Raw genomic sequence first — 13,413 nt, forward strand, 5'->3', positions numbered from 1 at the left:
CTCCAGACCCCTCCGATCCCCGAAGATCTCGCCTACCTGCTGGGCGTTTTCTTCCAGATTCGCCGATCACCCGACCCGCTTACCTACACCGAACTGCGCAACTGGTCGCTGATGACCCATCAGGAGCTCGATCCCCTGGAGGTCGAAGCGATCATGCGTCTCGACGCCATCGCCACCAAGGTCCGACACAATGACTGAATACGCCCGCCTGGTCCTATCGGTCGACTCTACGTCGGCGAAGAAGGCCACCGACGAGCTGCGCATCATGATCGATGTGACGGCGAAGGCGGATAAGTCGAACCAGGAACTCACGAAGTCGACCAATGGGCTGGGGAAAGCGTTCGGCGCCCTGGCTGCGGCGATCAGCGTGCGCGCAATCATTCGAGCGTCAGACCAATATGGGCAAATGGCCGCGCGCGTCCGAATGGCGTCTGCTTCAACTGAGGAATACAACAAGGTCCAGACGCGTCTTCTCCAAACGGCTAACGCCACCTATCGTCCGCTGAATGAGGCTCAAGAGGTCTACATTAGGACGGCCGATGCAATTCGTGCGCTTGGATATAACACTGACGATGCGCTGGATATCACCGACAGTTTCAGCTTTCTTCTGGTGACCAATGCCGCATCCGCAGACAGGGCATCCTCTGCCATCGACGCTTACTCCAAGGCAATTCAGACAGGTAAGGTCGAGTCGGATGGATGGCAATCGATCCTGTCGGCGATGCCGACGATTGTTGATTCTCTGGCCGCTGCGACAGGGAGATCTACTGCTGAAATTCGGAAGCTGGGCATCGAGGGCAAGCTAAGCCTTGCCGCGCTGAACGAGGCGCTTCGCCAATCCAAAGACACTAATGAGGACCTCGCGGCCGGAATGGAGACGTCTGTGGCGGATGCCATCACGGCACTCCAGAACTCCTTCCAGGTTTATGTCGGAGAGGTCAATAAGGCGAGTAGCGCGACGGGGCTGTTGAACGGGCTTGTGGGAGAGCTTTCCGAGGCCCTGCAGGACCCAGAAATCATCCGAGCATCACAGGATGTCGCGACAGCCGTCGTTAAGGCGATGAGTCAAATCATCGACAAGACGCGCGAGGCTATCAAGGTATTCCAATGGTTCGGTGAGGAAGTTGCCTATCAGGCAAGTGGAGGCAAGGCAGCTTTAGATGACATCGTTCGCCTGAACGATCAATTGGTTCGCCAGCAAGGAGAACTGGCAGAGCAGGAGAAAGCGCTTGCGAATCTGAGGACCATTGATCCAGATGCCAAAGAGTCCCCGCAGATGGCAACTCTGCGAGAAGAGATCAAGGCAACTCAAACGCTAATTAAGCTTCATGACGAATTGGCTAACTCGCGCGCTAATAATGGCGCTCCGGAGCCAGTGCCTGAGCCAAAACCCAAGGAAAATCCGAAGGTAGAAGCTGAGGCTGCCGCTGCACCGTCCAAGGCGAAGCGCGCGGCGATGACGGATGAGCAGCGCGCGGCGAACCAGCTCGCTACCGCCTACAAGAACGTCGAGAAGAGCCTCGCTCAGCAGGTAGCGCTGTTCGGGCAATCGACCGAGGTTGCCAGGGTCAAGTACTACCTTGAGAACGGCGAGCTCTCCAAGCTCAATGCCCAGCAGAAACAGCACCTGCTCGACCTCGCCACCGAACTGGACGCCAAGCAGGACCTGGTGGATCAGGACAACATCCGCCTGGCGATCCTACAGGAGACCGGGCAGCTCCAGGCCGCGAACGACATGCAGTTTGAGCTCGACTACGCGAAAAAGATCGCGCAGTACGAGAGCCAAGGGAACGTCGCTGCGCTACAGCGTCTGGAGACGCTGAAGCAGATCCGCGAAGTTGCCAGTAAGTCTGATGTCGAGAAGGGAACTGTCGAGGGCGTCACCAAGGCACCAAAAGTCGGCAATCTCGACGCCAGTGTCGGTGGCGCTAACAGCGAGATGACGCGCTTGGAAGAAGAGGCGCGAGAGCTTGAGACCTGGCGCAAAACCGAGCTGGACAAGCAGAAGGCCTTCCTCGACGCCAAGGCGATCAACGAGGAGACCTATGCCACCAGGGTGAACTCGATCAATCAGCAGGGCAGGGACGGCCAGGCCAAGATCGAGAAGGCGAAGAATCAGGCCCTACTCGATAGCAGCCAGCAGTTCTTCGGAGAGATGGCAACCCTTAGCCAGTCCGGGAACAAGAAGCTTGGAGCAATCGGCAAGGCTGCAGCGATCGCGCAGGCGACCGTCTCGGGCTTCCTCGCCATTCAGAACGCCCTGGCAGTTCCGCCTTACCCTGTTGGCGTGGCTCTGGCCATCTCTGCTGGCGTGATGACTGCAGCGAACATCGCGAGCATCGCTGGCGTTGGCTTCAAGACTGGCGGCTACACCGGTGACGGCGGCGTAAACGACATCGCCGGCGTTGTCCATGGCAAGGAATTTGTCTTCGACGCCGCTGCGGTCTCCCGGATCGGAGTGGACAACCTGGAGGCTATTCGTCGCGGCCAGAGTCCTGATCCCGCCAGCCCCGGCCAGACCTTCAACCAGCAGCGTTCGACCACCGTGAACATCAACCTCAACGGCGCCAACGACTCCAAGGGAATGCGCGAGTCGACCGCGCGCATGGGCCGCCGCGTCGTCAGCGCAGTCACCAAAGCCAACAGGTACGCATGATGAGCCAGTTCCTGGAAGAGCGCCTGGCCGAGAACATCGACTATGGCAGTGGGTTCGGCTCGAGCTATGCGGCAGAGAATGTCGTCACGGCCGGCGGGAACGAGTACCGGACCCTGAAGCACCCGTACATCAAGGCGTCCATGACGATAGAATTCGAGCGCCAGACAAACTTCATCATCAGCAAGATAGTCGACCTCAACAATCGTGCTGGCGGTACGTATCGCGGCTTCCGGGTAATGCATCCGACCGATTACTCAACTAAGAACTACCGGGAGCCACCGACCGCATTCGACCAGCCAATGGTGCTGGTGAATCCAACAGTTCCTGGCGTGTACCAGCTGATGCGCTGGTACGGCGATAGTTCGGACACCTCCTGCATTCGCCGGCGCATCCGGAAGCCGGTGGCCGGCACCGTGAAGGTTGGAGTGCATGGCGCCGTCTTCCCGACAGCCCAGTGGAGCGTCGATAACACTACGGGCATCGTGACCTTCGCGGCGAACAAGACGAAGGGAATCACAGGGATCAGCAAGGCAAGCAGTGCAGTGGTGACCGTTGGTTCGCACACATTTGTCATCGGAGACTCTGTTCTGATCTCCGGCGTGGTGGGAATGACGCAGATAAACGGCCTTCGCGCCCTGGTAACAGCCATCAGCGGAACAACCATCTCCCTGGCCATTAACTCCACGGGATTCAGTGATTACACCAGCGGCGGAGTCGTGAATACCGCGCCGCAGACCGGTGAATCTGTGACAGCAGGGTGTGAGTTCGATATCCCCATGCGCTTCACCGACGACCTCAACAGCAGGTTCTCCAACTGGGAAACGATCGACGCCGGGAACATCGACGTCATCGAGATATTCAACCCCTGATCGACCATCTATTCAGAAGCCCGGCCATGTGCCGGGCTTTCTCGTTTGGAGCCTCATGAAACCACACGTTGCCGACTGGTCGACGAAGGTTCGCTGCGCCCGAATTGTGGCCGCGGATGGCACTACCGTTCGTATCACGGAGCATCCGGTCGACCTCGTTATGAGCAATGGCCAGGTATATCGCTGTGACACAGGGTACGAATTCACTGGTTACGATGATCAAGCCTCGATGGCGCCAGGAAGTTTTGATCTCGATGGCATCCTCGATCACGGCATTACTCGCGACCAGCTTGGCAGCGGTGTATTCGACAACGCGCGTATCTATGCCTTCTCCACGACATGGGCGGCAGCTGTAGAGGATGAGGAGCCTGGATCACTTTCATTCCTTGGTAAGACAGCGCTTCGGGACAACACCTATACGACAGAAGTCATGTCGGCTGGCGATGTTCTCAGCCAGGACGTCGGTCGCATCTACAGCCCGCAATGCCAGTGGACGCTCTTTGATCAACACCTTGGCTCTGGACTGATCGCTTCTACGAGGAGTCGCTGCATAGGCCCAAGAAGCGCGCCTGACGGGCCGGATATTGATGTCTATCGAGTAACCGGGGCGATAACTGCCGTCACCGGCCAGTACCAATTCCAAGATATCGCTCGATCAGAGGCTGACGACTATTTCACCTCCGGCGAGGTGCGCTTCCTTACTGGTCCTAATGCTGGCCTGGCGCCCATCAAGATCAAACAGAGCACCGCTGGCGGACAGTTTTACCTTCACGGCGGTACCTACTACATGCCGCAGGTTGGCGACACCTACGAGATGATCCCGGGTTGCCGTAAGCGCATGGTCGACTGCCAGGCATACGGGAACATCATCAACTTCGGTGGTCAGCCGCACGTTCCGACAACTTCCGAATACACCCAGGTAGGGCGTGGCTCATGAAGCGATCCGAGATCGTCGACGCAGCCATGGGCGCCCTGCGAACGCCGTTCATGCATCAGGGGAGAATTGCCGGCCGGGCTCTGGATTGCGTTGGACTGTACGTCCACGTCTGCCAGGTTCTGGGGTTGGAGTGCATCGACACCACCGGCTACGCCCGCGATCCCTACGACGGCACGCTCGAGCGTGAGCTTGATCGGCAGCCATGCCTCGAGCGGATCAGCCCGGCCGAAGCGAAAGCGGGTGACCTGCTGGCCATGCGAATCAGCCGCGCTCCGCAACACATCGCCATCCACGCGGGGTTCATCGGCGGTCAGCCGTACATCGTTCACTCCAGCGAGGAGGCCGGCCACGTCTGCCACCACAGGGTGGACTCGACATGGCGCCATCGAATCCTGCTGGCATACCGTTTTAAAGGGGTTGAGGAATGAGTCTCAGCGCGCAGCTGTTCGGCCGTGATTCGTTCATACATCGCGCAACGAATGTCCTCGGGTTGGGAATTCCTGGCTGGCTTGATCGAAAATTTGGGCCAAAGGATGCCGAAACTCCCTCGCCGACCATCCCTACCGTCCAGGACAGCGCCTACGGCAATCCCATCCCGCGTTTCTACGGCACGATCGGAGTATCCGGCAACGTCATTTGGCTGAAGGGTGGCAAGCTGGATGTCACCACGAAGAAGAAGTCGGGCGGGAAGGGTGGGCAGAGCACTGCGCAGACCACCTACAGCTACTTCGCCACCTTCGCTCTGGCGCTTGGCGAGGGGCCTATAGCCGGCATTCGGCGCATGTGGTGCGGGGATAAGCTGATCTACAACGCCAGCTCAGATGATCTGGAGACGATCATCGCCAGCAACCAGACGGCGAAGGGGTGGAAGCTCTACCTGGGGACCGATGATCAGCAGCCTGACCCGGATATCCAGGCTGACAAGGGCGTTGAGAACACTCCGGCGTACCGCGGTCTCGCCTACATCAAGTTCAAGAAGTTCGCGCTGAAGGACTACGGCGACTCTCTGGCTGGCTCCCAATTCAAGGTCGAAGTGGTCACCGTCTCAAGCTATGGGACGCCGACGCTGAAGCGTGTTTCTGCGGCCAGCGATATCAACCAGACCAACTTCGGCACCAATGGGCAGGTGATCCGCACCTACTCTGGCAATCCTAGCTCTGGCAATGCGACTTTCGGGCTTATCGAGCACTATCCGTCGACGCAGCTTCGCTTGGGGAACATCACTCGCCCTGTTGGCTACCGTGGCAACACGAGCGTGACCCGCGTGGTCGGCGCAAAAGACTTCTTCGTCGGGGATGATCGGAATTCGTTCCTCGCCGACAGCACGGCGTGGTCTACCACGTCCTTCGGCGCCACATGGCTGGATTTTCAGGCGATCGTTACCCCGGACATCCTCTATGTGAAAGCCAGGAACTTCATCGGCGGCGTCCTGAAGATTGTGATCATCCGACGCAATCCGCCCATTGGTGAGCCGGCAACGGTAGAGGTTCCGCTGACTGATGCCCAGTCCATGTGCATCGGCGACGACGCTTTTCTCTACGCCGTTTCCTGGTCGACCATCTACCGAATTGACCCGATCAGCGGGGCCGTCTTGTCGTCGGCAGCGATTTCCCCGGCGCATTCGTTTGGATCGGACGGGGCCTTCTGCTGGTACTTCGAGGGCAAGGTTTGGGCGACCAGCGTTTCTTCAGACCCGAACGCGTACTACCTGCAGTCGTTCAGCCCTTCTACTGGCGCCCAGATCGAAAACTTCTCCATGCCGAGCATGAATGCTCTGCCGGGAAGAGGGGTGCCATTCGTAATCTTCGAGCGGGTCATCTTCACCGCTTTCTTGGAGGGAAACTCTGGGATCGCCTATTCGACGCTCCCGCTGTTCGGGGCAGAGAAGCAGACGCTCGCCTCGGTGATCACAAGCGAGTGCGAACTCAGTAGCCTGCTCAGTGCGGCGGACATCGACGTATCGATGCTGACGCAGCAGGTTACTGGCTATCGCATTGCCGGTGGCAGCATTCGGGACAACATCGAACCACTGCGCGCCGCATACCCATTCGATGCGCGGATGCATGGCTTTAAGCTGCAGTTCTTGCCGCGCGGCCAGTCTTCCATGGGCAGCGTTCCATGGGGAGATCTTGCGGCAACTGATAGTGACGAGATCGGTGACAGCCTACCCTATGACCGGGAAATGGACACCCAGCTCCCGGCGAAGATCACCGCCAAGGGGATCAGCGCCAATCGAGAGTATGCCGATTCGAGCCAGACCTACGAGAGAATCGGGACTTCCGCAGTCAACAGCGAGACGATCGATCTTGGCCTGGTGCTGAGCGACGACGAGATTGCACAGATCGCTGAGAAAATCTGTGAACTGCGCTGGCAGGAGAGGCAGGCTTTCAGCTTGACCTTGCCACCTACCTATCAGGCGCTTGAGCCGGGGGACGTGCTGACCGTCACGTCGAAGTTTGGGATCTTCGAGCTTCGCTTCACAGAGGTATCCATCGGCTCTAACGGGATCGTCGAATGCAAGGCCTCGCTGAATAACGCTGCCCTGTACACCAGCAATGCGGTGGGTGCCTCGTCGCCGCCTCCGGTTGGCACGGTACCGCTGGATGGCCCATCGATCCTGATGCTGCTGGACATCCCGACTGTCGACGAGACAGTACAGAACGAGCCCGGCTTTGTGGGAGTGATGACCAGTCCGGGAGCCAGTTGGCCTGGTGGCGTAGCTATACGGTCCAATGACAACGGCCAGACCTGGCAGGATCTGCAGGCCTTTGTTGCGAAGGGAAGCCTTGGTGTGGCGCAGAACAAGCTGAACACCAGCACCTGCACGGTTATCGACCTGAGCGTGCTGAACGTCAGCTTCATCAGCGGTGAGCCTGAGTCGATCACTCGCGACCAGATGCTCGCCGGCGCCCACTACGTGGCTTATGGGGCTGACGGTCGCTGGGAGATCATGCGCTTCCAGAATGCCGTGTTGCAGACCGATGGCACGTACAACTTGTCCGGCTTCGTGCGCGGGGAGAAAGGCACGGAATGGGCGACTGGTACTCATGCCGCCGGCGATTACCTGGTTCTCCTGGAGGACCCGGATAACGCATTCATCGGCTCACCGGTAGAGGCGATCGGGTTGCAGCGTCTGTACCGCGGCGTCACCAGCGGGGCGAGCCTCGATAGCGCGACAGACATTCCCTTCACCTATCGCGGCGTGAATCTGGAGTGCCTGAGCCCGGTATACGCCAAGGGATCTCGCGACGTTTCCAGCAACTTCTCTGGGACGTTCACTCGTCGCAGCCGCCTGACTAACACCTGGTGGATCAATGGGGTGGTTGCTCCGGTCGGTGAGGCCTCGGAGTCCTATGAGATCGACGTAATGCAGGGCTCGACGGTGAAGCGGACGATCTCGGCAACTTCTCCTGCGTGGTCCTATTCAGCTGCCAACCAGACGACTGACTTCGGGTCGCCGCAGTCCTCAATCACCTTCCGCATTTATCAGCTGTCCGCGACTGCAGGCAGAGGCTACCCATTGGAGGTCACGCTGTGACGCAATCCGCCAAACTGAAGCTCGAGTACCTGCAGAACAGCGCCGCCAACCAGACGCTGGCGAATACCAGCTTCGCGCTTCTCGACCAGATCGTGCAGGCTGGAGTGAAGCGCAAGGATCTGGCGACCCCGCCTGACTCACCAAACAACGGTGATGCCTACATTGTTGCGGCTAGCCCAACTGGGGTATGGAGTGGAAAGACAGGCCAGATTGCCTATTGGCTGACCGATGCCAACGCCTGGCAGTTCATCGTCCCATTGCTGGGATGGATGGTGTCCGTTCTCGATGAACTCGACGCGAACAACGTCCCGAAGCGGTATGGCTATACAGGCTCAGCCTGGTCTGTGCCTGACGTGACTGGCGGCGGCGTGACGTCAGTCAATGCGCGAACCGGCGCCGTAACCGTCCTGGTGCCGATCATCATCGCATGCTCAGACGAAACCACGGCGCTCACTGCCGGAACGGCCAAGGTGACGTTCCGCATGCCCTATGCCTTCACCGTAACCGCGGTGCGGGCATCGCTGAACGTAGCGCAGACCAGTGGAAGCATCTTCACCGTCGACATCAACGAGGGTGCATCCAGCATCCTCAGCACCAAGTTGACCATCGACAATACCGAGAAGACCAGCGTTACCGCCGCCACGCCTCCGGTGATTTCTGACACATCTCTGGCGGACGACGCTGAGATCACCATCGACATCGATCAGATTGGCGATGGAAGCGCGAAGGGCCTGAAGGTCACTCTCATCGGATATCAGCCATGACGATGTTGCTGAACCCCTATGCGTTCGGGGGCGGGGGAAGCTCCGGCTTCCCAGAACTCAGGGCGAAAGCGAAGTCGTCCTCTGCATCAACGATGTCGGCAAGCTTCTCCTTGCCGACCTATTCAACGAACGATCTGCTTATCGCAGTGCTCTGCGTGAGATCTACGGCCAGCGTTGCGTCCATGCCATCTGGATGGGTGTCTCTCGGCAGCCAAAGCCAGGGGTCGAACACCAAGTGCCAGGCCTTCTACAAGATAGCCGACGGTAGCGAAGGCTCTTCGGTAACGGTGACTTTCTCGGTTACCACAGCTGTGTCGGGAATAATTTCGTCGATCAAGAACGGGACCTTCAATGCTGCGGTAGCTCCAGAGATCGCGTTCGCCAACGCACTCACCAACGCGCCGAACCCTCCTGCTCTGACACCGAGCAGCGGCAGCGCCAAGTATATGGTAATCGCGAGCTATGTCTGCCGCGGCGATATGCAGCCTACCGCCTACCCATATGCCGATGGCGACTTCATACAAAGCCAGGGGACCACGGGCATCGCAGGCACGATTGGTCTAACGGCAATCTGCTATGGGACGTTCCAGGCAGCCAGTGTTGACCCCTCTACGTTCACAACGAACGCCGGCGCCAACAACTTCGGCACCGTGATGGTGACCATGTCCGTGAAGGGGCCTTAATCATGCCGATTACCGAAGCGCAGCTCCTGCGCATCTACCACAACGCCAGCCGCCGAGCTGGCGTTGTCGTTTCTGGAGTTTGACCATGCCGCGAATCAGTGCTTCCGCCGCCGGCGGAAAGAACGTGCTCGCCTTTCTGGATATGCTGTCCTGGTCGGAAGGGACACGGACCAGCCGCTACACCAAGGACGATGGCTATGACGTGGTGGTTGGCGGGATCAACTCGCCGAACACCTTCAGCAACTACGCGGGCCACCCGAACATCCTTGTACAGGTCAACAGCAAGGGTCTGGCGTCGACAGCCGCCGGTCGTTACCAGTTGCTGTTCCGCTGGTGGAAGCCGTACCGAGACCTCCTGCAGCTGAAGGACTTCAGCCCGGAGAGCCAGGACCGCGTGGCGATCCAGCAGATACGCGAGCGCGGAGCGCTGGGTGATATCCAGGCGGGTAGGGTGCGCGAGGCTATCGCCAAGTGCCGGAACATTTGGGCATCGCTTCCTGGTGCCGGCTACCAACAACGTGAGCATCGTCTTGAAGACCTGGTGCAGCAATACCGCGCGGCTGGCGGGGTGGTGGCGTGACCTGGCTGCTCAGCAATTGGAAGCCGCTGCTTTGCGCTCTGCTGCTATTCCTGGCTGCCGCCGGGGGATGGCACGAGGGCAGCGAACGAACTGACGCTGCCTGGCAGGCCAAGTGGTATCAGCACGAGAAGGCTGACCAGCAGGCCGCCGACGCATTCGAAGCCAGAGCGCGCGCCAACGAACAGCGTTACCAACAGAACATCAACAAGGTGCTTGAGAATGGCCAGAGGAACATCGATCAGGTTCGCGCTAATGCTGATGCCGCTGCTGATCAGCGCGTGCGGGACGCCGGCATCCAGTACGCCGGCCGAACTGCTGCAGCTGAAGCCGGCCGCGATTCCTGCACTGCCGCCGCAAGCAAGGCAGCGTCCCAGCACGCCAGAGTGCTTGCCGAGCTGCTTGGAGAGGCTGACCGCCTGGCGGGCGTCTACGCAGAAGCAGCTGACGAATCCCGAGTGAGGGGGCTGGCCTGCGAAGCGGCTTACGACGGCATCCGCTGATCGACAGCCGCTGTGACGGCATGACGTGACTCTGTACTGTATATGCATACAGTTATGAGGCCGTCATGAGCAAGCTCCCCAGATTCGAACCCATCCTGAAGGACGAGATGCGCGCACTATGGGTGAAGCATCGAGACCCGGACATCCGCCGGCTGCTGCTCGAGGTTGAGCATTCGCGCCAGGTCATGGCCGACGTGCATTACTACGCCGAGGCAATCATCAAGCAGTATCGAGAAAAGGTCGGAGGAAGCTCAGTGGCGATCCACCAGCTCAGGACGCTGCTGGCCGATGAGTGGAACATGGGGCGGTACGAGAAGAAGGGGGGATAGGTGCCCAGAACCGGGCGAGAAGGGCCAGTGACTTTCCAAGTGACCGAGTCACTCAGAGTCCGGCATCGTGAGGCGTTCGATTGCAGCGAGCGCCCAGGGGATATGGCGTGTAGACTGGCATGCCGAAGTGACTGGCATGCATGGGGTGCAAGGGGTCGAGTGTTCGAATCACTCCGTCCCGACCAAATTTGATAAGCGGCTCAAGTACTTACAGTACTTGGGCCGTTTTCGTTTATGCGCCTGCGCAAAACTCGCGCAAAATGCGCGCAAAACAAGCCAACGTGCTGCCAAGGAAGGTTGTTGCGATGAGCGTAAACACGTCCTCTTTACTCGCTGATCCCTTAAGCGACGTCACCCGCAAAGAGCGCAGGAATCTGCTTCTCTTTAGCGCCCTGTCCTTGGCCGTTGCTCATATGCGGATCGTGCCAACCAAGCTTTCAGCCTTGGGCATTGAGTTCGGTGCACCTGAGCAGGGAGCGTTCTTGCTGCTCATGGCCTTGTGTGTGGGCTATTTCATCGTCGCGTTCTCCATCTACGCCAGCGCGGACTTTCTCCTTTGGAGGAAAAAGCAGCACGATCAATTCGTGGAGATTTTCGAGGAGGCGAGCACAATGACTCAGGAGGAGAAGAGTTGGTATGACCATGTTCGACGGGAAGCTCCCGATGTCACCTGGTTCTATCGTCTATCTCCAGCAGTAGCTTGGAGCCGCGGTGGATTCGAGTTCGGGCTACCTCTTTTGGTGGGAATGTACGCTGTGGCCGCGTTGCTTTTCAGGTACTCAGCTGTCTGAAATTGGAGATCTCGCTGATATCCAGGTCCGGAACAGCATCTGACCACACCACCTCCTCATGGTCTCGCTGGTAGTTCCTCGTCATATCCTCGCTGGCGTGTCCCGCAATCTTCTGCCCGTCCTTCCCAGCTTTCTTGTACAGGTGCAGCGACAGCGCCCTGACTTCGTGGAAGCCTGGCATCTCCTCGTCACTCCATCCCGCATAGCAGCCAGCGAGATCCCTTGCGTCCTTAAACGCTCGGGTTAGGTAGCGCTCGTCGACCTTCGTCCAGTGCGCCTTCGTTTCTGCCAATATTCCCCGCTTTCGATCCGGTCTACGGTGGATTAAGAAGGGGGAGGGCACGTTGTCCCAGCAGCCGTCGAGCACGCCCTGCAGTTGAGGCGTTACCTGAAATCGAATCCAAGCCGTGTCCGAAGCTTTCGCCGTCTTCTGTTGGACGACGTAGAGATAGCCGTCCCGAACATCGTCAAAGCGCATGGCCAGAATGTCGGTGCGGCGCTGGGCCGTGATCAGTGCCAGGTCGATCGCATTCTTAAGCCAGCCAGGAGCCTTATCCCGAATTGCCCGCAGGCCATCGATGGTATGGCGCTTGCGCTGTTTCTTCTCGACCCTAGGGATCGTGCTTGCAGCTGGGTTATCCGGGCACAATCCCTTGGCGACCGCATGATTGAAGATATCGACGAGTAGGGCACGAGCTTGGTTTGCAGCGCGCGGAGTCAAGCCGTCCAGCAACTCAGCCACCATGCGAATCGTAATGTTCTCGACTGCCTGCGCAGGCCAAGCCGCGCGGAACTGCCGGAACCTCACGGCATAAAGCTCGAGGGTGTTTTTCGCAAGCTCTCGTGGAGGCAGGACCTTCTGCTCGTAGTAGTCCAGGAAGTCGACAAATAGATCCGCTGAGACACCCTGGACCTTCGAGACCAGATCGCCACCTCGCGTGAATGTCAGATTGAGCTGCTTAGCCGCATCAATCGCCTTCACCCTGTCCAACCCGAACTGAAACCATTTGCCATCGGTTGGTCGTCGATAGCGGTAAGTGCCTCGTCGAGCGTCCAGGTACAGATTCTGCGGCAGCCCCTTGTTCTCCTTATTCCTAGGTCGGGCAGCCATTACATTGCCCCCCGCAGAACCATCGCTACCAGATCGTTTCCGTTGGACTTCGTGAAAGCAGCCCAATCGATGTACCAGAGCTTGCCTATTCGTTTGCCAGGGAACTCCCCGTTTCTGAGCTTGTTCCGGATGGATTGACCGCACAGAGGGGTGCCATTGCTACCCCAGTAGCGACGCTGGAATTCGCTAATTTTGATTAGCTCTTTGTTCATTCGTCGCTCCTTGATACCCAGGGTCGACCCTCAAGCCGCGCTGCGATCCATAGCTCTATTTCGAGGGAGTCCCAGCCCACAGCTCTCGCCCCTATCGGCTTTGCTTTTGGGAACGCCCCCTGAGCCATGAGGAGATAGATGTTCGAGCGCTTGAAACCACACAGTCGAATCACTTCTGGTAAGCGGAGAATTCGCCTTTGAATAGGCGGCAGAGATGATGGCTTTCTCATCCAGATGGCCTCGTTTGAGAGTCTTCAAATGACGTAAAACAACTGGAGGCCCTGATCAGCTCAAGCGTGCCAGGGCAGTGCGCAGGGCAGGTCGCGAAGCAACGTGACCCGCAAGGGGGGGGAGACCGATCAGTCCAGGCGTCTAGACCACTCTGCAATGCCAGGACTGCGCATACGCCACATCCCCGATGATCTCGGTACCGGTTATGACCA

15 protein-coding genes and 1 tRNA gene are annotated in these 13,413 nt (G+C 58.7%); 13 read left to right on the forward strand and 3 right to left on the reverse strand.

Translation table 11 applies throughout. From position 1 onward, the window contains the following. The first annotated feature begins 15 nt into the window (after window positions 1-15). The 13 genes from IB275_RS09675 to IB275_RS09735 all read left to right on the forward strand — a co-directional run bounded on the left by IB275_RS09675 (window position 16) and on the right by IB275_RS09735 (window position 11,647). Entirely contained in the window at window positions 16-198 is a 183-nt protein-coding gene (locus IB275_RS09675; RefSeq protein ID WP_494514442.1) for a phage tail assembly chaperone, read from the forward strand. Next, the gene (locus tag IB275_RS09680; protein WP_192318870.1) at window positions 191-2,656 is read left to right on the forward strand and encodes a tape measure protein; all 2,466 of its coding nucleotides are present in this window, start codon (window positions 191-193) and stop codon (window positions 2,654-2,656) included. The genes IB275_RS09675 and IB275_RS09680 overlap by 8 nt, the downstream gene beginning before the upstream one ends. Continuing rightward, entirely contained in the window at window positions 2,656-3,525 is an 870-nt protein-coding gene (locus tag IB275_RS09685) for a DUF2460 domain-containing protein (protein ID WP_192288935.1), read from the forward strand. Before IB275_RS09680 ends, IB275_RS09685 begins: the two co-directional genes overlap by 1 nt. Window positions 3,526-3,580: 55 nt before the next feature. Continuing rightward, window positions 3,581-4,462, forward strand: coding sequence for a DUF2163 domain-containing protein (locus IB275_RS09690; protein ID WP_192288932.1), 882 nt, complete (start codon window positions 3,581-3,583; stop codon window positions 4,460-4,462). Next, window positions 4,459-4,890, forward strand: a complete 432-nt coding sequence (locus IB275_RS09695) for an NlpC/P60 family protein (RefSeq protein ID WP_192288931.1) — start codon at window positions 4,459-4,461, stop codon at window positions 4,888-4,890. The genes IB275_RS09690 and IB275_RS09695 overlap by 4 nt, the downstream gene beginning before the upstream one ends. After that, window positions 4,887-8,000 carry a phage tail protein gene (locus IB275_RS09700; protein WP_192288929.1) on the forward strand — a complete coding sequence of 1,038 codons (3,114 nt, stop codon included), beginning with the start codon at window positions 4,887-4,889 and terminating at the stop codon, window positions 7,998-8,000. Before IB275_RS09695 ends, IB275_RS09700 begins: the two co-directional genes overlap by 4 nt. Continuing rightward, complete coding sequence (locus IB275_RS09705; RefSeq protein WP_318652545.1) at window positions 7,997-8,764, forward strand: DUF2793 domain-containing protein; 768 nt, start codon at window positions 7,997-7,999, stop codon at window positions 8,762-8,764. Before IB275_RS09700 ends, IB275_RS09705 begins: the two co-directional genes overlap by 4 nt. Next, entirely contained in the window at window positions 8,761-9,447 is a 687-nt protein-coding gene (locus tag IB275_RS09710) for a hypothetical protein (protein WP_192288927.1), read from the forward strand. Before IB275_RS09705 ends, IB275_RS09710 begins: the two co-directional genes overlap by 4 nt. 85 nt (window positions 9,448-9,532) lie before the next feature. Further along, window positions 9,533-10,027, forward strand: coding sequence for a glycoside hydrolase family 24 protein (locus IB275_RS09715; RefSeq protein WP_192288925.1), 495 nt, complete (start codon window positions 9,533-9,535; stop codon window positions 10,025-10,027). Beyond that, entirely contained in the window at window positions 10,024-10,527 is a 504-nt protein-coding gene (locus tag IB275_RS09720) for a DUF2514 family protein (RefSeq protein WP_192318867.1), read from the forward strand. Before IB275_RS09715 ends, IB275_RS09720 begins: the two co-directional genes overlap by 4 nt. 65 nt (window positions 10,528-10,592) lie before the next feature. Next, a complete protein-coding gene (locus tag IB275_RS09725; protein ID WP_192318864.1) occupies window positions 10,593-10,856 on the forward strand; it encodes a hypothetical protein in 264 nt (87 codons plus the stop codon). 96 nt (window positions 10,857-10,952) lie between these two features. Then, a tRNA-Ser gene (locus IB275_RS09730) sits at window positions 10,953-11,041 on the forward strand. Window positions 11,042-11,161: 120 nt separating this feature from the next. Further along, a complete protein-coding gene (locus tag IB275_RS09735) occupies window positions 11,162-11,647 on the forward strand; it encodes a hypothetical protein (RefSeq protein WP_192318861.1) in 486 nt (161 codons plus the stop codon). Here IB275_RS09735 and IB275_RS09740 read toward each other — a convergent pair. The 3 genes from IB275_RS09740 to IB275_RS09750 are packed head-to-tail and all read right to left on the reverse strand — an operon-like array spanning window position 11,628 to window position 13,200. Continuing rightward, a complete protein-coding gene (locus IB275_RS09740) occupies window positions 11,628-12,758 on the reverse strand; it encodes a phage integrase Arm DNA-binding domain-containing protein (RefSeq protein WP_192288917.1) in 1,131 nt (376 codons plus the stop codon). The two genes, IB275_RS09735 and IB275_RS09740, sit on opposite strands and share 20 nt — an antisense overlap. Further along, complete coding sequence (locus tag IB275_RS09745) at window positions 12,758-12,970, reverse strand: hypothetical protein (protein WP_192288915.1); 213 nt, start codon at window positions 12,968-12,970, stop codon at window positions 12,758-12,760. The genes IB275_RS09740 and IB275_RS09745 overlap by 1 nt, the downstream gene beginning before the upstream one ends. Further along, the gene (locus IB275_RS09750; protein WP_192288913.1) at window positions 12,967-13,200 is read right to left on the reverse strand and encodes an AlpA family phage regulatory protein; all 234 of its coding nucleotides are present in this window, start codon (window positions 13,198-13,200) and stop codon (window positions 12,967-12,969) included. The genes IB275_RS09745 and IB275_RS09750 overlap by 4 nt, the downstream gene beginning before the upstream one ends. Window positions 13,201-13,413: the final 213 nt, after the last annotated feature.

This window comes from Pseudomonas sp. PDM21 (genome assembly GCF_014852505.2).
Classification (GTDB): domain Bacteria; phylum Pseudomonadota; class Gammaproteobacteria; order Pseudomonadales; family Pseudomonadaceae; genus Pseudomonas.